This window comes from Vibrio eleionomae (assembly GCF_009874545.1).
Classification (GTDB): domain Bacteria; phylum Pseudomonadota; class Gammaproteobacteria; order Enterobacterales; family Vibrionaceae; genus Vibrio; species Vibrio nitrifigilis.
In genome coordinates this window covers 81,507-102,528 of record NZ_WEKT01000004.1, presented here as the reverse complement: position 1 = coordinate 102,528, position 21,022 = coordinate 81,507, and the positions used below count along the sequence as shown (strand labels likewise).

Here is a 21,022-nt window from a genome sequence, read left to right as displayed (position 1 = left end):
CGTTATTGTGCTAACACCCGGACGAAATCATCGTCTTGTACCTGTAAAGCAGCGGCAACATCAGGGGCTAACATGACACTATGGTTCTCATGATTCACGGCTGCCTTCGCGGCTGTTGCCCTAAACTGAGTAAAGCTAGTGTTAGCAATAAGAAACCATTGAGCACTAGTGTGCTCTACCACTTTTACCTTTAAACGCAGTGAATCTCGCACCGAAGCGATATGTTCTAAATCACACTCAACAGCGGGTCCGGCATCGAAAATATCCACATAGTTTCGACACACGAAGCCCTCTTTTTTCAAGAGGCTTAGCGCAGGCCTAGTGTTGTCATGGACTTGACCAATGACAGCCTGAGCCTCCTTACTAAGGAGATTAATGTATATCGGCAGTTTGGGCATTAAATCAGCGATAAATCCCTTATTTCCAATACCGGTTAGGTAATCAGCCATAGTGAAATCTATCGAAAAGAAGTGTTGTTGGAGCCATTGCCAAAATGGTGAGTTACCTTGCTCATCACACACACCACGCATTTCAGCAAAAATGGTTTGAGAAAACCGCTGCGGATGCTCTGCTAACATCAGAAAACGGCATTTCGATAGCAGACGCCCATTTAACCCGCCACGAAATTGTGGCCGTAAAAATAGTGAGCAGACTTCGCTATACCCGGTGTAGTTATTACCAAAGGTCAGTAACTTAACTGTATTTTTCACATTCAGCTTACGAGAATGGTGCACAATGGTGCTGATGTGATAAGAGTAGAAAGGAACATCCCAACCCACGGCGGCTTCTATGCCTGTCGTGCCAGCGATTTCTCCAGTTTCACTATCATAACCAACCATCAAGTACCCCTCATCGTAGGGCTCAGTCACATTGGCTTTAGCAAAACTGTATTCGGAATGTTGAATGCGGTTTTTTAAGAGCTCTTCATTAACCGGAAGAGAAGTAAATCCATGTCCCGACTCAACGGCACAAGTATGTAGTGCTTCATAATCTGACATTGCAATAGGGCGAACAACTAGCATCAATATATCCTCCAGATGCTAAGGGCCCGAAAAATCGGGCCCTACCTAGTCTATCGCCATGAAGCTCAAAGTCCTCATGGAGCGAGATGGCGATCCCCAGCTCACACTAGTGTCGAAATAGCTTTATCTAGGCGAGCTAAACCTTCTTCGATATCTTGTTCAGGAATGATCAATGATGGAGTGAAACGCAACACATTTGGCCCAGCCACCAACATCATCAATCCTGCTTTACCAGCAGCAACAAGAATATCACGTGCACGACCTTCCCATGCTTCATTCAATGCGGCACCAAGTAGTAAACCTTTACCACGCACTTCTGAGAAGATGTGGTATTTCTGGTTAATTTTTTCTAATCCCGCACGGAAAAGTGTTTCACGTTCTTTTACTCCTGCCAGTGTTTCTGGTTGGCTAATAATATTGACCGCCGCTTCTGCAACAGCGCAACCTAGTGGGTTACCACCGTATGTAGAACCATGAACACCAACTTTGAAATGCCCAGCAATTTTAGTGGTCGTCATAATGGCACCGATAGGAAAACCAGCACCTAATGATTTTGCTGTACTTAAAATATCAGGAGTAATACCCAAACCTTGGTAAGCATAGAAATCACCTGTACGACCGTTACCTGTTTGCACTTCATCAAAAATAAGTAACGCATTGTGTTTATCACACAACTCGCGCACTGCTTGAGCAAATTCATCAGATGGCGAGACGATACCACCTTCACCTTGAAGTGGCTCCATCATAACGGCACAAGTTTTATCAGAGATGTGCGCTTTCAATGCATCAATATCATTGTATGGAATGTGGGTGATATCAGATGGTTTAGGGCCAAAACCATCTGAATAATGAGATTGCCCACCCACCGTAACAGTAAAGAAAGTACGGCCATGGAACCCTTGCACAAACGCTAAGATTTCTGTTTTTTCTGGTCCGTAAGTATCGACGGCATAACGACGAGCTAATTTTAGTGCCGCTTCATTTGCTTCCGCACCTGAGTTAGCAAAAAAAACTTTTTCTGCAAAAGTTAACTCCGTTAACTTCTTCGCCAAACGTAGAGCCGGCTCATTGGTCATGACATTACTTAAATGCCAAATTTTGTTGCCTTGCTCAGTGAGCGCTTTCACCATTGCAGGATGACAATGACCTAAACAACTTACCGCAATACCACCAGCAAAATCGATATATTCATTATCCTGTTGATCCCAAACGCGTGATCCCTGACCTTTTACTGGAATGAAATCCATTGGGCTATAACAAGGTACCATCACCTCATCAAATACACTACGCTCTACACTATTTTTCACTGTCATTGCACATCCCCTCCAGATACGCATGCTGAGCTTATGAGCAATTACTTACATTTTAGACTAACTATAAGCTTTATATTGCGGACAAGCTGCCTGAGCATTGCAATTTTAAATAAACCAATTTGATAGTGGCACATTGTGTCATCACATTCATGCCGTAGCACCGAAATAACACCAATGATTATTTATGCACTAATAATAAGATTTTATTAAGCAAATTTCGATCACTTCGTGAAAATTTATTTTTTAACCACAAGTTAAAAGACATAAGAAGTGCAAATGGAAGAGAGAGCGAATAAAATTTCATTCCCTCTCTTTTTAAGAAAAGAGTAAAAACGCAGTTGATAACAAGATAAGCGGCTATTTAACCGCCGGCTTCACCGCTAAAAAGTTCGCGAGCAATTCGTGACCTTGCTCAGTTTTTATCGATTCAGGATGAAACTGCACTGCATGTATTGGTAATGATTGATGCTGATACCCCATGATTTCATCCACATTACCTTGCCCATTTTCGGTCCAAGCAGTCAACTCAAAGCAATCTGGTAGTGATGAAGTCTCCACCACCAAAGAGTGGTAACGAGTCACGGTTAAAGGATTGTTTAACCCATTAAAAACACTTTTATTATTATGACGAATAGCGGATGTTTTACCATGCATAACTTGCCTAGCGCGAACGACATTCCCGCCAAAAGCCTGAGCAATAGCCTGATGGCCCAAACACACCCCAAGAATTGGCAATTTTTGGGCAAAATGACGGATAGCCTCGAGCGATATGCCTGCCTCATTTGGAGTACATGGCCCTGGAGAAATAACTAAATGATTAGGAGCCATGGCTTCAATCTCAGCGATGGTGACCTCATCATTTCGAACAACTTTCACTTCTGCTTTCAGCTCACAGAAATATTGGTACAAGTTGTAGGTAAAAGAGTCATAGTTATCAATAATCAGTAGCACGTCTTAATCCACTAACAGTTTGTAATAAGAGCAAGGTTACCCTTGTATAACATAAAAAGCCCCAGCTAAAACCGGGGCCTCTCTTAAGATTAGTATCTAAAGTCGCTTATGGACGACCAACGAAACCAACCGCTTCGAATACCTGCTTTAATGTTTCCGCAGCACGCGCAGACGCTTTTTCAGCCCCTTCACGCATCACAGAATCCAAGTAAGCGCGGTCGTTACGTACTCGATGATATTCTGCTTGTACAGGCTCTAACATTGCCACTAACGCTTCACCGACATCTTTCTTAAATGGGCCATACATCTCTACACCAGCATATTGCTCTTCAATCTCAGCAAATGTTTTACCTGTTGCAGCAGAGTAAAGACCCATAAGGTTAGCAATGCCAGCTTTATTTTCCGGATCATAGGCGATACGCGGTGGGTTATCAGCGTCTGTTTGCGCTTTATTGATTTTCTTGATGATCGATTTAGGCTCTTCTAGCAAGGTAATTACGTTTTTACGGTTATCATCTGATTTCGACATTTTCTTCGTCGCATCTTGCAAACTCATAACACGTGCATTCACTTGTGGAATATACGGTTCAGGAACCGTAAAGATTGGAGCTTCTGGGCTGTAGATGTTGTTAAAGCGTGTTGCAATATCACGTGCCAGTTCTAAGTGTTGCTTTTGATCACTACCTACCGGCACTTGGTGAGCACCATAAAGTAGAATGTCTGCCGCCATCAATACTGGATAGTCAAACAAACCTACATTCACATCATTTGCATAACGAGCCGATTTGTCTTTGAACTGAGTCATACGATTCAGCTCACCCATTTGTGTGTAACAGTTTAACACCCAACCTAATTGAGCATGTTCCGGTACATGAGACTGAACAAATAGCGTGCTCTTCTTAGGGTCAACACCAACGGCTAAACAAATTGCCAACGCATCTAAGGTCGCTTCATGCAATGCTTTCGGATCTTGGCGAACGGTAATCGCATGCAAATCAACAACACAGTATTGGCAATCATAGTCGTCTTGCATTTGTTGCCATTGACGTAGAGCACCCAAATAGTTACCGATACTAAGTTCACCTGACGGTTGAACACCACTCAATACGATGGGTTTGCTCATGAGAATGATTTCCTTGTTACAAATAATAAGTAAAACAAATACTAACGTGGCACGCCTACTCTGCTGTGACACAACGATAGAAAAATAATTAGTCCGCATCGTACGTTTTACAATACGGTTTTGCCAGTGTACTCATTGACGAGTATTTTGCTAGTAGCAAACGATAATTTTAGATCTCAATACCTTCAATCGATAGAAGATCTTTAATGTCATCAGCCACGTAGTTTGGTTCAGCATTAGCAATAGGTTCACCATGGTTATATCCATAGGTGAGGCCAAATGATATACAACCCGCATTTTTGGCGGCTAACACATCATTTTTTGAGTCACCGACCATTACCATCTGCTCCGCAGACACTTGATGTTTGTCCAATAACCAATTCAAAGCCATCGGGTTGGGTTTTTTCTTCTCAAATGCGTCTCCTCCCAACACATCAGTAAAATACTGAATGATGTTGTGCTGCTCTAGAATATGAGGCACAAATTTTGAAGGCTTGTTGGTAATAACAGCCAGCGTATAACCTGCAGCATATAGCGCAGCAATAGTTTCAACAACATTAGGGTATAAACTACTATGTTGATGACCCGTTTCTGCATAGAAATCATCAAACAGAATACGTGCTTTATGCAATAGCTCAGCATCTAAGGTTGGAGATACTGCAATATCCTGACTAAGCGCTCGGCCAATTAAAACATCAGCACCATTACCCACATACTCTCTGACTTGCTCTTCGCTTACACATGGGTAGCCTAGCGCTTGAACCGCTTGGTCAGCCGCAACCGCCAAGTCAGGCACGCTATCGAGTAAAGTGCCATCTAAATCAAAAGCAATCAGTTTTATTTCAGCCAAAATAGTTTCCTAGTCTTATGAGTGTTATCAATCAGTGAACACAAATGGGGGACACATGCTGCGCCCCCTCATACGATTGATATACTTACCATGACCGATGTTATGAACGATCGGGAAGGTTTTCAGATTTACATTTAACCACTTGAGCAAGCTCAGCACGCATCTCATCAATCACCGCTTTATAGTCAGGTTGACCAAAAATGGCTGAACCCGCAACAAATACATCCGCTCCAGCTTCCGCAATTTCGCGAATATTGTCAATTTTCACGCCACCGTCAATTTCCAAACGGATATTATGCCCGCTATGTGCAATGCGCTGGCGTACTGCTCGAAGCTTATCTAGAGTATGAGGAATAAAGGCTTGACCGCCAAAACCAGGGTTTACCGACATCAATAAAATCATATCGATTTTATCCATAATATGGTCAAGGTAATGCAGTGGAGTAGCAGGATTGATCACGACACCCGCTTTACAGCCGTGCTCTTTAATCAATTGCAAAGTACGATCAACATGGTCAGATGCTTCAACATGAAAAGTAATCATTGAAGCGCCAGCTTTGGCAAAATCAGGGATGATTCGGTCAACAGGCTTAACCATTAGATGGACATCGATCGGTGCTGTAATCCCATAATCACGTAACGCCTTACATACAGGAGCACCAAAAGTAAGGTTGGGAACGTAGTGGTTGTCCATCACATCAAAGTGAACAACATCCGCTCCAGCAGCAAGAACGCGTTCAACGTCTTCGCCTAATCGAGCTAAATCCGCGGAGAGTATAGATGGCGCAATGATAAAATCTTTCATTCCTGACCTCTTAAGGTAATCAATGCAAACTGAACAAACGATGTTCAACATTCTACCTAAGGGGGCGAGCAGATCCCAGCATTACACTCAGAGACAAAACGCTTTTTACTCAGAATCGACTTGTTTGACACTTTTTGTATTAAACAGAGCGAGTAACTCATCCACTTTATTGCGGCCAGCACCATTACGACTGATGGTTCGTTTCACCTTAACCACACTCAGTTTCGCCCCATGGTACAAACGGCGAGTTAAAATGGTGTCGTGGTTAGAGATTAGAACAGGAATGCCCCGTTCTCCGGCAGTCTTTTCTGCAATGTCCGCCAGCTTTGCTTGATCGTCTAGCGTGAAACCATTACCCGCATAAGACGTAAAATTCGCTGTATTGGATAAAGGTGCGTAAGGAGGATCACAATACACAACGCTCCCCTGAGACGCTTTCGCAAACGACTCTTCATACCCCGTACAAATAAACTCGGCTTTTTTGGCTTTTTCAGCAAAAAATTCCAACTCTTTTTCTGGGAAGTAGGGTTTTTTATAAGAGCCGAACGGCACATTAAAACCGCCTTTTTTGTTGTAACGGCATAAGCCATTAAAACCAAAACGGTTCATATATAAGAAGGCTAACGAACGATAGAAGGTATCGGAGGTACCATTAAACTGCTTACGTACATCAAGATACGCTTCTTTCCGATTATTCTCTGGAATAAACCAACGGCGAGCCTCTTCAATATAGCGATCAGGCTCCGTTTTAAGGAGGTTGTAGAGATTGATTAAGTCCGGATTGATGTCTGCTAAAATGTAGCGTTCGTAATCCGTATTCAGAAATATAGAACCAGCGCCAACGAACGGTTCTACCAATTCGTTAGCGTCGGGAAGATGACGTTGTATGTCTTCAACCAGGCCAAACTTACCGCCAGCCCATTTTAAAAAGGCACGCTGCTTCTTCATCTACTGCTCTAATTCAATCACCACTAAATAAGGCTGCGGAATGTAACATATTTTTGGCTCGAGCTCAGGATTATTTCACCCGATCTAACTCCCGATGAACTTGACTCAAAGATTTAGCCCAAGGACCAAGCGCTTGCAGACGTCCAGGGAGTGTATCCACTGCATCACGGGCCAGTTGAATGGTTGGGTAGTTTTCATAAGTGATGATGTACCACTGCTCGCTATTACGAATGGTTGGGTAGACATTCACTTTACCTTCCAGCTGGTACTGACTTAAAAAGCTTTGTACTTCAGGTAATGATTTTACAGCCGCGAGCTGTAAGGTGTAGCTTCTTGGTGACATCTCTTTAAGTGCTTGACGAGCCAAAGCAAAAGATTGGTCAGATGGCACAGATTTAGAAGCGGGAGCCGTTTCTTCTGTTGAACGGGATTGATCCACAACCGCATCAATTGCTTTTGTGTCAGCCGATGACGCATTATCTTCCATCAGCTTATCAACAACATTAGAGTCGATTACAACACGTTGCTGGTTATCTTCGCTCTCTCCCACACCTTCATTATTTACTTTAACATCAGGAGGAAGAGCACTTGAATCATCTACTGCCCCATCCATAGATACTGCAGCGTTAGCCGAAGAGCTATTCTCATTATTTGCCTCATCCTCAGATTGTTGAGTCATAGATTGAGACGGTTTTTGTACAGTATCAGGTAATGTTGGGATCGCCGTTTGTTCAGGATTGTTCGCATTACCTTGTTCTCCAGCACCTTGAACCGCCTTTGAGTTATGCTCACCGGGCTGAGGCTGAGACAGCATCCACCAATAACCTCCACCGATTAAAAGCAGTAGCACTAAAACAATCAAAGTTAAATTAAGAGGGGAAGCGACAATAGAGCGAATTACAATTCTCTTTTCAGCTTTTTGTTCAGCCAAAGCCATAATATCTCCTGGAATACGTTTGACCTTTTTATAAGCATTACGTGCTCTTCGTTCCATCGAATCATCAACGTAACGCATTACCCGATTTTCGAATAATCGATCAGCTTCTTCTTCACTAAGCTGCTCAATTTCAAGGTCGATTGGTTTCTGTTCTTGGCCGTAACTTAAACGTGTTAATAACGGCTCTAAACGGTTGGACTCGACAAAAAGCACAACGTTCACCGTCCAGAGCGGATTTGCCTGACTTTCAAGAATCCACATCCATAATTCAGAGACAAGTGCTTCGGATAAAAGATGGGCATCGTCAATGGTGACAACGATGTCGCAACCTGTTTCAGCAAATAACTGAGCAAAACTATCGGAGAGAGAATCTTTAGGATCGAAAAGTGGTTCAGAAACCAATTGGGAAAGAATCGTTGTGCGATGCTGTTCATCGCTTTGATTAGGGTGACACATCAGCAAGGCTTGGTTTTTATCATCAGCCCACTGTTCTAGATAACGTTGAGCTAACCAAGACTTGCCTGATCCTTCGACACCAAACACATTCACTAAATTAGAACCAAAGCGGGTTAATAACTGCAATCGTTCTAACAGCTCTGTTTGAGAATTTAACTCCAGTTCATGTGCCAAACTCATGTGAACACCCTATAGTAATCAGCGCGTTACTGATAATGAAAGGTTTAATCTATACGGCAAAGATCTATTGCTTGTTTGATCACTGCTTCTGGAACGCCTTTCACAACTTCTGCAGTACCGATACTGGTCGGTAATACAAATCGAAGCTCACCAGCAAGTACTTTTTTATCTCGCATCATGTGCTTCATGAAATCTTCAAACGACATACTGTCCGGAGTATGTACCGGTAGTTTTGCTCGTTTAAGGATAGCAATGATACGATCGACTTGTTGCTCAGTAATCAATCCTTGCAAATGCGCGGTTCTAGCAGCCATAACAGTACCTGCAGCCACTGCTTCACCGTGCAGCCAATTGCCATAACCCAATTCAGCTTCAATCGCGTGACCAAATGTATGACCAAGATTCAATAAAGCCCGAATACCTGACTCTTTTTCATCTTGAGCAACGACTTCAGCTTTAATGCTACAACAACGAGCAATCGCGTGAGTTAATGCTTTCACATCATGCGCATATAGAGCATCAAGGTTTTCTTCTAGCCAAACAAAAAAGGCTTCATCATAGATGATGCCGTACTTAATCACTTCTGCCATACCCGCAGGAAATTCACGGTCGGGAAGAGTTTTCAAGCAGTCAGTATCAATCAGTACTGATTTTGGTTGGTAAAACGCCCCAATCATATTCTTACCCATCGGATGATTCACCGCAGTTTTACCACCAACGGAAGAATCTACCTGAGATAATAATGTGGTTGGGATCTGGATAAAATCGACACCACGCTGATAACACGCAGAAGCAAATCCAACCAAATCACCAATAACTCCCCCACCAAGCGCAATCACAACCATATCTCGGCTGTAATTATGCTCAATAAGGTGAGTCATAATGGTATTAAACGTTTCTAGACTTTTGTACTTCTCACCATCAGGGAGTTCTAGCACTGATGATTCACACCCGATAGCATCAAGCATGGCAGTCACTTTAGCTGCATAGAGTGGTGCAACTGTTACGTTACTGATCACTAACACTTTATGCTTTGGTGACAAAGAAAGAAGAGCCGGATCATTAAATAACCCGGCACCAATTGAGATTGGGTAACTACGTTCACCTAAGTTGACCGTAATCCGCTCCATGGTATGCACTCCTCATAAAAAGAACGACTTAGTGTTCTTCTAGCATTTTTACGATCTGGTTGGCTACCACTTTTGCACTTTGATCGTCAGTTCGAACAGTAACATCTGCGATTTCTTCATACAGAGGATTACGTTCCTTAGCCAGTTCTTCTAGGACTTCGCGAGGGTGCTCAGTCTGTAATAATGGGCGTTTTTTGTCGCGATTAGTTCGCGCAAGTTGTTTTTCAATAGTAGTTTCAAGGTAAACAACGATACCACGAGCAGAAAGGCGGTTACGGTTTTCTTTGCTCTTAACTGAACCGCCGCCAGTAGCGAGAACAATACCTTGCTGTTCGGTCAGATCGTTGATAACAGCTTCCTCACGTTTGCGGAAACCTTCTTCACCTTCTACATCAAACACCCAAGCGATATCTGCGCCAGTGCGCTCTTCGATAACGGTATCAGAATCAACAAACTCCATATGAAGTTGTTGAGCGAGGTGTCTACCAATTGTACTTTTGCCAGCACCCATCGGGCCAACAAGGAAAATATTGCGTTTTTCAGCCATGTTTAGCAGTAATTTACAACGTTAATTCAATGACATCGCCACAAGATTCGCTAGATAGAGTTAAACGATAGGAATGCTTGCGGCACCTATTCCTCACAGATAATTCGTGATAAGACCCGAAATTATCTAGATCTGACTGCACTAATGCAACTTTAATTTCACTTATCGGGCGATAAATTATCTAAGTTATTGAATGAACACTTTCGGAGTGACGAATATAAACAACTCATTTTTCCCGCTCTGCTGGTAGCTGCGGCGAAAAAGAGCCCCCAAAATGGGGAGATCTCCCAGCAGTGGAACTTTTTCTACACGCTGCACAGAACTGTGCTGATAAATGCCGCCTAACACGATAGTTTCACCATTATTAACCATGATCTGAGTCCCGATTCTCTGAGTTTGAATCGCAACGGCACCTCCAGTTCCAGTCGTCACCGTTTCTCCTGGGCGATCTTGCGTGACGTTCAAATCAAGAATAAGTCGATTATCTGGTGTAATCTGTGGAGTAACTTTCAAACTTAATACCGCTTTACGAAAAGAAACCGATGTTGCCCCACTCGCTGCGGCTTCTAAATAAGGAATTTCAGTACCTTGCTCGATAAAAGCGGGCTTTTTATTGGTCGTTAATAACCGAGGACTAGAAATAATTTCTGCTTTCGATTCTCTTTGCAATGCCGAAAGCTCTAAATCTAGCAATGTGTTTGCACCTAATTTGGCCACCTGAAATGCAATACTAGACGAGTTAAGCGGTGCTGAAGGTAAATTGAGGCTGAGCTGCTGACTTAAATCTACCCCATCCTCACCTTTAAGGGATTCTAATGATCCGCCAATATCATGTTGCTGACCATGTAGTATTCCCCAACGGACACCTAAATCCTCCAGTTCACCTTCACTTAACGTGACAATTCTTGCTTCAATCAGCACCTGTTTCATCGGCACATCCAAAGTATCAACGAGCTGTTCTAAGCGCTGAATACGTTTTGGATCATCAAACACTAACAAACCATTAGTGCGGTTATCGACATGTAAACTACCGCTCTCTGAGAGCATGGGAGGTGTCCCTTGGCTGGTGAGTAATGCGTAAACTTCTTTCGCCTGCGCGTAATGAACTGAGATCAGACGATATTCAAATCGCTCCCTTTCATCACGGGTCTGTTCTGGAACACTGTTTATCGGCTCAGGATTTGGGGCTGCGCGAAAAACATGAAGCACCTGTCCGTCCATTCGATGAGCAAGATTTTGACTCTTCATTACAGCCTGTAAAGCCTGCTCCCATGTCACATGTTCTAAATTTAGCGACACTTTTCCTGACACCTCATCTCCGACAACAAGATTGAGATGTCTCTGTTCAGCCAACAAAGTTAATATGCGCCGTACGTCAATCTGTTGAAACTTAAGTGATACCGTTTTGTTAGTTTGGCTTGATAACTCAGCAGATTGAGACCAAGCCAAATCATTAACAAACATAGAGATACAAAATAACCAAGTGCTTAAAAAGTATTTTGACCAAGCCGTTATATGACCTTTCTTCATCATTTTGCTCCCTCCTTTGCCATTGGTTTAAACGACAAAACATAGCGCTCACATTCTTGTAATTGATGGGGTTCTTGCTTTTGTACCATGGCAATTAAGCTTGCTTGGCCAATGTGCGTAATCAGAACGCGATTAGTGCCAACATGCTGCCCAACATATAGTCGAGTTAACTCTTGATTAGGTAATTGAACGATGGCAAATGAAGGAGTGCTTAGCACAACCCCAACTAACCGTAATTGTTGAAAATCGAGAGTAGGGAAAAGCGTTGTATCACTAACTGTTTTAGAAAAAAAAGACGGACAATCAATAGATTGCTTTGATGATTGTCTAGTAGAGTGAGCAAAAGGGTTACGATGACCCAAAGCATTAAAAGCCAGTCTGGGGGCAATATGTATAGGGAAAGTTGACGCTTTTTCATTTTCGGTGAATTTAGCGCTTCCCTGAACAGCATCATTTGCCATGGCAGATACCATTCCCCATTTAAAAATGATCACGATGAAGGATGTCATCAATAACTGAATATTCATCGGTCTGCACTCAGAACTTGTGCGACACCCTTCACTAACAAAATTTCAGCGTCAACGGTTGGCTGCCAAATTACAGACTCGAACATCACCGAGTTAAGCTCATGCGTTACTGCTTGAAAAAACAGTCCTATATGATGATATGAACCTCTTACCCCAAATTGTAAGCGTGATACTTTGCCTTTATTCATCCATGTCATGGACACCGTTGTTAGCTCAAATCGTTGCGCTAACAGATTCATCCTTGCCAATATAGAAGATCGCTCACTATCACTCGCAAGTCGCGCGTGTTTAGGCTCTATTGGAGAAGTGAGCGACTGCTTGTCCTGTGCCAATAACACTTCCAATTCATATTTTAATTGTTGTGATTTTTGCCATGTCGTTATCTCATCTTGCATTACGAGTAATGCTTTCTGTGAAAGCTGTAACTGATGATGTCGTTTATCGAGCTCTTGGAATGGCTCCTGCCACAAGCACCAGTAACTGAGTACGCCTATTGCGAAAAAACACGCCAAAACCGATATCATTTGATATCGCCACGGCCAGCACACAAAGCTTCTCAACGCTAATTCTTGCATCTAGAACTCCCCTTTTATCCAGAGAGAAAGTTCCAGTTCTCGTGATTGTTTCTTGCCTTGTTCAACAAGAGAACCTAGCAAAACACGCTCAATAAGAGGCTCACGCTCCAATTGACGAATAAAATGTCCGATCTCGGCACTTTTCACTGCATTTAGTTTTAAAGTTATTTGATTTAACTGCCAATCAATTCTATTCAAAACCATATCTTGAGGTAATAGTCTTGGCAGAACATTCATCACGTATAACACTTGGTTATTTTGCTGACGTAATTGAGCTAAAACACTCGCTTTGTATCGTAAGCTCAGGTATTCACGGTGGATAGATTGCAATATTTGGTGCTGGCTATGTAGTTGATGTTGTCTATATCGAGAAGCATTCATTTGCTGCCCAATCAAATCACTTTCCTGCTGTAACACAAAGTACAAAGTAACTTGAATAACAAGTAGCAATACCGCAACGCCAGTCGAGCACATAAGCAGCCGACGCCGCAGCCTAACACTTCGTTGCTCCCGCCACGGAAGTAAGTTAATTGCATAATGCATGGCGAGTCCTCATCCAGTGCAACCCACTAAGTGCCATACCAAAGGCAGCGGTATAGTTAGAGCTCAGAACGAGCTGAGTACTGCGCATATCACAAAGTTGATCTATTGGAATCGCTTTCGTTGGTAAAGCCAACCAACGATTGAGATCATGGAGTAGTTGCGCTGAACAGCCACCCCCACCACCAACCCAGATACCATCAATACGTCTAACATCAGCACCTGAACGATACATAGCAATTTGCTGTTCAACCCATTCCACCCATAATGGTCGTCCAGAGTCAGTCAATTCTTCATATCGGGTATTGGTTTGGTAAAAAGACATCTCATCAGCCCCCCCATGACATAAAGTCACTTGGGTTAAACCTATCTCTAAAATGAACCAATGTTGTTGCCCCATTTTCTGAGCTAAAAAGTGCCATACAGCAGATAAACTATTCGCTTGTTGATTTACCATTAATGGGGTAAAACCGGCACTTTCTAATAATGAGGTTCTATTTGCGATTAAGGACTGGCGCGTTGCAACGACTTGATAACGAGGGCCTAAATGAGTGCTAGAGTGAACTTCCACGCTCGGAATGTAGTCAAAACTAAGGTCTTCTGATAAAAATGGCAATTGTTCTTGAACATGAGACTTGATGTCTAAATGCGAAAGTTGGTAGCTATCTAACTGTAATTGTTTAGTTATTACTGCTGAGTCAGGAATGCTAGTAGCAACTTTATAACTAAATACCGGTAAGGTCTTTTTTAGTTCTTTGAGTTTCTTTACAATTTTCTGATAATCCAGCATGTGGTTATCAGCGAAAATACCACAGGGTACGAGCAACTCCGCACAGAACACCACTGAATACATATCATGGTGTGTCGGCGTTAAAGTGACAGCTTTTATACTGTAATGGCCAATATCGACACCTGTAACTCGTGATGATATACCCATGCAGCTCAACTCCCGTGATCATCTTAGCCCAATATGCCTTTACAATGTTGTAAGGTAGTGCAACAAGATTTGCACCAAGCTCAGAGGATCACTAGAGTACAAGGGTTTGCCTAACAGCGGCCTCTATTAAACAGGGATTCTCCGGTGAAGTTCATAAAGCGATTAGTAATATTTTCATTAATTTGCACATTTCTTGGAGTCACTACTATTTTTGGATTTTACCTTTATGTGAAACCAGAATTGCCCGATGTAGCGACACTAAAGGACGTCAAATTACAAACCCCAATGCAGGTCTATAGCCAAGACGGCAAATTGATTGCTCAATTTGGTGAAAAGCGCCGCATTCCTTTAAAACTCGATCAGATGCCAAAAGAACTGATCGACGCATTTATTGCCACAGAAGATTCCCGATTTTACGAACACTATGGATTCGACCCTATCGGGATTGCTCGCGCCGCCGTTGCAGTGATGATTTCTGGCAGTGCGACACAAGGGGCAAGTACTATCACACAGCAATTAGCGCGAAATTTCTTCTTAAGTAATGAGAAGAAAATTATGCGTAAGATAAAAGAAATTTTTATCGCTGTTCACATCGAGCAGTTGCTGACTAAAGATGAGATTCTCGAACTTTACCTCAACAAAATTTACTTGGGTTATCGTTCTTATGGTGTTGGTGCTGCCGCTCAAGTCTATTTTGGTAAAGAAGTAAAAGACCTTACATTAGGTGAAATGGCGACGATTGCTGGCTTACCTAAAGCACCATCCACCATGAATCCTATTTACTCAATTAAGCGTGCGACAAAACGTCGTAACGTTGTTTTAGCTCGTATGCTCGATGAGAACTACATTACTCGCGAACAATATGAGCAAGCGAAAGCAGAACCATTGGTAGCAAAATATCATGGCGCAGAAGTCGAACTAAATGCTCCTTATGTCGCAGAGCTAGCCCGTGCATGGATGGTAAAACACTATGGTGATGACGTTTATACCTCAGGTAAAAAAGTCTACACCACAGTGAACTCGAAACTACAAGAAGCAGCTAACCACGCGGCAGTAAATAACCTATTAGCTTACGACGAACGTCACGGCTATCGTGGTGCGATTAAGCAATTGTGGAAAGATGATCAGCCTGCTTGGGATACAGACAAAATAGAAGATTATCTCACTGACCAACCTACTTATGGTGAGCTTTATCCTGCAGTCGTTACTCAAGTTAATGATCAAACAGCGCAAGTTACAGTGAAAAACCACGGCCAACAAGTGATTGCTTGGCAAGATATGAACTGGGCTCGTCGCTTTATCACTGACAACAGACAAGGTCCACTTCCAGAAACGGCGAGTGACATACTCAGCCCAGGCGATCAGATTTGGGTGCAACCGCTAACTGATGATAAGCAAGAGTCTGAAGATTTACCTTCAGAAGATCCTGAAGTGCTAAATGAACAGAGATTTACTCATTGGAAACTTAGCCAAGTACCTAATGCGAATACCGCCTTCGTTGCGATGAACCCTGAAAATGGTGCGGTAAAAGCGTTGGTTGGTGGATTTAACTTTGTTCATAACAAATTTAACCGAGCCACTCAATCGGTACGTCAGGTCGGTTCAAGTATCAAGCCATTTATCTATTCCGCAGCCATTGATAGTGGCATGACTCTAGCCACCTTGATTAATGATGCCCCGATTAACCAGTGGGATAAAAGCCAAGGTACAGCATGGCGTCCACAAAACTCACCTCCAACGTATGGTGGTCCAACACGTATTCGTATTGGTTTGGCACAATCGAAAAACGTGATGGCAGTACGAACTCTGCGTGAAGTTGGTTTGGATAAAACTCGTCATTACTTAACACGTTTTGGTTTTGACTTGGACAAATTACCTCGCTCAGAGACCATTGCATTAGGTGCTGGTAGCTTAACTCCCGTGAAATTGGCTCAAGGCTATTCTGTCTTCGCCAACGGTGGTTACTACGTACAACACTTCTATATCAATCGAGTTGAAGGTCCTTTTGGTGACGTGGAATATAAAGCGAATCCAAAGATAATTTGTCGTAAAGATTGTCAGACCAACAAAGATAATGCAGGTTTTGATGAACACGATGCCAATACAGAATATGCTCCACAAGTCATCTCTGCACAAAATGCGTTCTTAGTGCGTGAAATGATGTACAGCAACATTTGGGGTGGCGGTAACTGGTCTCATGGCACGGGTTGGAACGGTACTGGTTGGCGAGCTCAAGTCCTACACCGTCGTGATATCGGTGGTAAAACAGGGACAACCAACGATTCAAAAGATGCTTGGTATGATGGGTTTGCCCCAGACCTTGTTGCAACAGCTTGGGTCGGATTCGATGACCATAGCCGCGATTTAGGTCATACAACACCAAATCCAAATATCAAAGACGATATTCATGGTGCAGAAGCGGGAGCAAAAACCGCCCAACCAGCTTGGATAGAGTTTATGAAACATGCATTAGCCGACGTACCGCACCAGAATAAACAAATCCCTGACGGCATTATTCGAGTGCGTATTGACCGCGCAACAGGTCTGCTAACCAATAAACCTGATTACACATCCATGTTCGAATACTTTATTAAAGGGACCGAACCCAAAGAGTATGTGTCTGATGGTGTTTCAGACAACATCTATACGACGCCATCAGGTGATGACAGTAGCTTGTTCTAGTCGTCATAAAAGTAAAAAGGCTGCCAGTTCAATACGCTGGCAGCCTTTTTTTATGCGCAAAGTAGTGCAAATAGTTTACGCTTGGGATTGCAAATCTAGCGCCTTTTTCTTCATTTGTAGTAATCGTTGCTCGATCACTTCTGCTAGTTTTTCAAAACGTTCACGCAGTGGTGAACCTGGGCGATAAACAACAACCAAACGTCTAGATGGAATTGGATTGACGGCTTTAATGTAACTTACCCCATCTTTCTCATGTTCAGTTGGCAAAGCTAATTCAGGCAATAATGTAATTCCCGCCCCCGCCGCGACCATATTGCGTAATGTCTCTAGGCTTGTAGCCTTAAAGCTCTCATCATCTTTTGCACCAGCGGCGAAACAAAAACCTAATGCCTGATCGCGTAAACAGTGACCATCACCTAGCGCAAGGACGGTTCGCCCTTTCAGTTCATGCATATCGATTTCATCACGCTCATGCCATTCATGATCACTTGGTACAGCAAGACTTAATGGTTCTTGATAAAACTCGATCTCTTTAAATGGCTCTGTTTCTTCTACTGAAGCTAGAATCAAGCAATCCAATTTTCCTTCTTCAAGCTGCTTTACAAGATCATGCGTTTGCGACTCATGAAGATACAACTCTAATTCAGGAAAGTGATCTTTTAATTCCGGTACAATACGCGGTAATAAATACGGACCAAGCGTTGGAATGAAGCCAATATGCATCGGTCCACTCATAGACCCACCATGCTCATTGGCCATATCTTTGAAGGTTTTTACTTCACTAAGAATACGTTTTGCTTGCTCAACTAACTTAAGGCCTGCATCAGTAAAAAGCACTCGGCGACTGCTACGTTCAAGTAACACTGAGCCTAATTCATCTTCTAACTTACGAATTTGTCCACTTAGGGTTGGCTGACTCACGAAACAAGCCTCAGCAGCTTTACGAAAATGCTTGTGTTCCGCCAACGCGACTAAGTATTCAAAGTCTCGAATGTTCATTTATCGCCCTCTCATAGAAGTAACCTATCGAAACCATAGCATCAAACGATTAGAACTATCAAAGCATTTCTTTTATCTTAATCACATCAAAACGAACACAGATCACTATGCTGTTAAGTAATTCACCATTAATTAAAAAATGTTAAGGATTCCAAGATATGACTATTGCTAAAGAAGGCCAAGCCGTCCCTCAAGTGACTTTCCCAACTCGCCAAGGTGATGCATGGGTTAATGTGACTACTGATGAATTATTCAAAGGTAAGACTGTGATCGTATTTAGCCTACCAGGCGCGTTCACTCCAACTTGTTCTTCAAGCCACTTACCTCGTTACAATGAATTATTCCCAGTATTCAAAGAACACGGCGTCGATGACATTCTATGTGTATCAGTGAACGACACATTTGTAATGAATGCATGGAAAGCCGACCAAGAAGCAGCGAATATTACTTTTATTCCAGATGGTAACGGCGAGTTCACTGACGGCATGGGTATGTTAGTTGATAAAAACGACCTAGGCTTCGGTAAGCGTTCATGGCGTTACAGCATGCTAGTAAAAGATGGCGTGGTTGAGAAAATGTTCATCGAGCCAAACGAACCAGGCGACCCGTTCAAAGTGTCTGATGCAGATACTATGTTGAAATACATCGCGCCTGATTACAAAACTCAAGAATCCATTACTGTATTCACTAAACCAGGCTGCCCATTCTGTGCAAAAGCGAAACAAGCACTTCAAGATGCGCACCTACAGTATGAAGAAGTGGTTCTAGGCAAAGATGCAACAACGGTTAGCCTACGTGCTGTGACTGGCCGTGCAACAGTTCCTCAGGTATTCATCGGTGGTAAACACATCGGTGGTAGCGAAGAACTAGATACTTACCTAGCTAAATAAGCACCCCAACAGTAGGTGCATCATGCACCTACTGTTTCATTCTTCTCGGGACCCATGATGGGTCCGATATTCAAACACTATGATTATCAGTGATGGTAGCTACGTCATCGCTAAGGACCCGTTATGCATAAAATAAATGTTGATGTTGCTGTTATCGGTGGTGGTACCGCTGGTTTAGGTGCTTACCGCGCCGCTAAAGCTCATTCAAATCGCGTCGTTATGATTGAAGGCGGCCCATACGGCACGACCTGTGCACGCGTTGGTTGTATGCCTTCTAAGCTACTGATTGCCGCAGCTGAAAGTGTACACCAAATTGAAAAAGCGCCTGGATTTGGTATTCATCCACAAGGTGACATCCATATTAATGGTCGAGAAGTGATGGACCGCGTTAAGCGTGAACGCGACCGCTTTGTTGGCTTTGTACTAGAAGGGGTCGATGAGATTCCAGCAGAAGATAAAATTGCTGGATACGCTAAGTTCAAAGATCAAAACACGTTACTTGTCGATGACCATACTGAAATTCATGCAGAAAGAATCGTGATCGCGACTGGCTCTCGTCCAGCCTATCCTGCCGTGTGGAATGAGTTGGGTGATCGCTTAGTTGTCAATGATGACGTATTCAGTTGGGATGACTTACCAGAATCGGTTGCGGTATTTGGCCCAGGAGTGATTGGTTTAGAACTAGGCCAAGCTTTACACCGCCTAGGTGTAAAGGTCAAAGTCTTCGGCTTAGGTGGCCAAGTTGGCCCGCTCACCGATCCAGAAGTCATGGACTATGCTACTAAGGCATTCCAAGAAGAATTCTATCTAGACCCTGATGTAAAAGTCGAAAGCATGCAGCGTATAGCTGGCGAAGATAAAGTGGAAATTCAGTTCATTAACCATCAAGGTGAATTAGAAACCTTTATCGTAGATTATGTATTAGCCGCAACAGGGCGCCGACCAAATGTTGATAAGCTTGCTTTGGAAAACACGGAGCTTGAGCTGGATGAGCGTGGCGTACCAACCGCCGACTACTTCACACTACAAACCTCAGTAAAACATATTTTTATTGCAGGGGACGCGAGCAACCAAATTCCATTGCTGCATGAAGCCGCTGATCAAGCTCGTATCGCAGGCGACAATGCAGGTCGTTACCCTGATATTCGGGCCGGATTGCGTCGCTCAGTAATTTCTGCGGTCTTTTCCGATCCTCAAATTGCAATGGTAGGCGAAAACTTCAAACAGCTTTCTGCCCGTCTAGGGAACTGCGGTTGCTTTGCAACGGGTGAGGTATCGTTTGAAAATCAGGGACGTTCTCGCGTCATGCTGCGTAACAAAGGTTTGCTACATGTCTATGCAGAGCAAGGCACCGGCCGCTTCCTCGGAGCTGAAATGATGGGGCCAAATGCCGAGCACTTAGCTCATTTATTAGCTTGGGCGCATCAGAACAAAATGACAATTTCGCAAATGCTCGATATGCCATTTTATCACCCAGTCATCGAAGAAGGGGTTCGCACTGCACTACGTGATGTGAATGCTAAGTTACACCTTGGCCCTGAAATGGTGAAACATTGCCTTGATTGCGGTCCAGGTTGCTAATTCAAGTTATTAAGACTTCCAATAACCAGAAATATTAAATCATAACTCGCCCTACTTTTCCCAGCTCAATAGAGCTGGGCTTTTTTATTCGATATACTATTCACATTCAATATCACAACAACTCAAGTGACATCATGGCGTGTAATTCATGTAAAGAAAATTGGTTCTGGAAAAAAATTGGGCGCTGCCAACGCTGTATGGATCAATTAACCAGTCTTTCTGTGGTGTGCTGGGTGATTTGGTATTTCTTTTTTCGAGATACGCCGAAGAGTATCGGCTCGATTGCACTGCTCTTTGCGGGATTCGCTTTTAATGCCTTACTGTTTTTACACTTATGGATGAAATTTGTGATTCTGCCATGGCGTAAACGTCAAAAGCGAGAACATCACGATCCACACCAATAACTATCGAAATAACAGGCATAAAAAAAGCCTCAGAACTAGCAGTTATTCTGAGGCTCTCTTAGATTCATCTAAGAAAAAGCAGTGGTACTTTAATA

At 43.1% G+C, this 21,022-nt stretch carries 20 protein-coding genes; 4 read left to right on the top strand and 16 right to left on the bottom strand.

What is annotated here, in order from left to right; all coding sequences use genetic code 11:
* Window positions 1-2: 2 nt before the first annotated feature.
* From astA to pilM, 15 genes are all read right to left on the bottom strand, one after another.
* Complete coding sequence (gene astA, locus F9817_RS03705) at window positions 3-1,022, bottom strand: arginine N-succinyltransferase (protein WP_161153621.1); 1,020 nt, start codon at window positions 1,020-1,022, stop codon at window positions 3-5.
* Between the two features lie 101 nt (window positions 1,023-1,123).
* The gene (locus F9817_RS03700; RefSeq protein WP_161153620.1) at window positions 1,124-2,335 is read right to left on the bottom strand and encodes an aspartate aminotransferase family protein; all 1,212 of its coding nucleotides are present in this window, start codon (window positions 2,333-2,335) and stop codon (window positions 1,124-1,126) included.
* Between the two features lie 357 nt (window positions 2,336-2,692).
* On the bottom strand, window positions 2,693-3,286 hold the full coding sequence (locus tag F9817_RS03695) for an aminodeoxychorismate/anthranilate synthase component II (protein ID WP_161153619.1): 594 nt from the start codon (window positions 3,284-3,286) through the stop codon (window positions 2,693-2,695).
* A gap of 106 nt (window positions 3,287-3,392) precedes the next feature.
* Window positions 3,393-4,409, bottom strand: coding sequence for a tryptophan--tRNA ligase (gene trpS, locus F9817_RS03690; RefSeq protein WP_161153618.1), 1,017 nt, complete (start codon window positions 4,407-4,409; stop codon window positions 3,393-3,395).
* A 169-nt stretch (window positions 4,410-4,578) separates the two neighbouring features.
* Window positions 4,579-5,259, bottom strand: a complete 681-nt coding sequence (locus tag F9817_RS03685) for a phosphoglycolate phosphatase (protein ID WP_161153617.1) — start codon at window positions 5,257-5,259, stop codon at window positions 4,579-4,581.
* A gap of 100 nt (window positions 5,260-5,359) precedes the next feature.
* On the bottom strand, window positions 5,360-6,064 hold the full coding sequence (rpe, locus tag F9817_RS03680; RefSeq protein WP_161153616.1) for a ribulose-phosphate 3-epimerase: 705 nt from the start codon (window positions 6,062-6,064) through the stop codon (window positions 5,360-5,362).
* A gap of 105 nt (window positions 6,065-6,169) precedes the next feature.
* Window positions 6,170-7,012 (bottom strand): Dam family site-specific DNA-(adenine-N6)-methyltransferase, encoded by an 843-nt coding sequence (locus F9817_RS03675; RefSeq protein ID WP_161153615.1) that lies wholly within the window; start codon window positions 7,010-7,012, stop codon window positions 6,170-6,172.
* A gap of 70 nt (window positions 7,013-7,082) precedes the next feature.
* Window positions 7,083-8,585 carry an SPOR domain-containing protein gene (locus F9817_RS03670; protein WP_161153614.1) on the bottom strand — a complete coding sequence of 501 codons (1,503 nt, stop codon included), beginning with the start codon at window positions 8,583-8,585 and terminating at the stop codon, window positions 7,083-7,085.
* A gap of 44 nt (window positions 8,586-8,629) precedes the next feature.
* Complete coding sequence (aroB, locus tag F9817_RS03665; protein ID WP_161153613.1) at window positions 8,630-9,715, bottom strand: 3-dehydroquinate synthase; 1,086 nt, start codon at window positions 9,713-9,715, stop codon at window positions 8,630-8,632.
* 28 nt (window positions 9,716-9,743) lie between these two features.
* Window positions 9,744-10,262: a shikimate kinase AroK gene (gene aroK, locus F9817_RS03660; RefSeq protein WP_161153612.1), complete on the bottom strand. Its 519-nt coding sequence runs from the start codon at window positions 10,260-10,262 to the stop codon at window positions 9,744-9,746.
* Window positions 10,263-10,448: 186 nt separating this feature from the next.
* Window positions 10,449-11,795 (bottom strand): type IV pilus secretin PilQ, encoded by a 1,347-nt coding sequence (locus F9817_RS03655; protein WP_161153611.1) that lies wholly within the window; start codon window positions 11,793-11,795, stop codon window positions 10,449-10,451.
* Entirely contained in the window at window positions 11,792-12,319 is a 528-nt protein-coding gene (locus F9817_RS03650; RefSeq protein WP_161153610.1) for a pilus assembly protein PilP, read from the bottom strand. The genes F9817_RS03655 and F9817_RS03650 overlap by 4 nt, the downstream gene beginning before the upstream one ends.
* Complete coding sequence (locus tag F9817_RS03645; protein ID WP_161153609.1) at window positions 12,316-12,894, bottom strand: hypothetical protein; 579 nt, start codon at window positions 12,892-12,894, stop codon at window positions 12,316-12,318. Before F9817_RS03645 ends, F9817_RS03650 begins: the two co-directional genes overlap by 4 nt.
* Window positions 12,895-13,437, bottom strand: coding sequence for a PilN domain-containing protein (locus tag F9817_RS03640; protein WP_161153608.1), 543 nt, complete (start codon window positions 13,435-13,437; stop codon window positions 12,895-12,897).
* The gene (pilM, locus tag F9817_RS03635) at window positions 13,421-14,371 is read right to left on the bottom strand and encodes a pilus assembly protein PilM (protein ID WP_161153607.1); all 951 of its coding nucleotides are present in this window, start codon (window positions 14,369-14,371) and stop codon (window positions 13,421-13,423) included. Before pilM ends, F9817_RS03640 begins: the two co-directional genes overlap by 17 nt.
* A 144-nt stretch (window positions 14,372-14,515) precedes the next feature.
* Between pilM and F9817_RS03630 the strand changes: the two genes are divergently transcribed.
* Window positions 14,516-17,053, top strand: coding sequence for a PBP1A family penicillin-binding protein (locus tag F9817_RS03630; protein ID WP_161153606.1), 2,538 nt, complete (start codon window positions 14,516-14,518; stop codon window positions 17,051-17,053).
* Between the two features lie 75 nt (window positions 17,054-17,128).
* Here the strand turns inward: F9817_RS03630 and oxyR are convergent, their stop codons facing one another.
* On the bottom strand, window positions 17,129-18,052 hold the full coding sequence (gene oxyR, locus F9817_RS03625; RefSeq protein WP_161153605.1) for a DNA-binding transcriptional regulator OxyR: 924 nt from the start codon (window positions 18,050-18,052) through the stop codon (window positions 17,129-17,131).
* A gap of 158 nt (window positions 18,053-18,210) precedes the next feature.
* Between oxyR and F9817_RS03620 the strand changes: the two genes are divergently transcribed.
* From F9817_RS03620 to F9817_RS03610, 3 genes are all read left to right on the top strand, one after another.
* The gene (locus F9817_RS03620; protein ID WP_161153604.1) at window positions 18,211-18,942 is read left to right on the top strand and encodes a glutathione peroxidase; all 732 of its coding nucleotides are present in this window, start codon (window positions 18,211-18,213) and stop codon (window positions 18,940-18,942) included.
* 123 nt (window positions 18,943-19,065) lie between these two features.
* Complete coding sequence (locus F9817_RS03615; RefSeq protein WP_161153603.1) at window positions 19,066-20,523, top strand: dihydrolipoyl dehydrogenase; 1,458 nt, start codon at window positions 19,066-19,068, stop codon at window positions 20,521-20,523.
* Window positions 20,524-20,657: 134 nt separating this feature from the next.
* Window positions 20,658-20,927 (top strand): DUF3624 domain-containing protein, encoded by a 270-nt coding sequence (locus F9817_RS03610; protein ID WP_161153602.1) that lies wholly within the window; start codon window positions 20,658-20,660, stop codon window positions 20,925-20,927.
* Window positions 20,928-21,022: the final 95 nt, after the last annotated feature.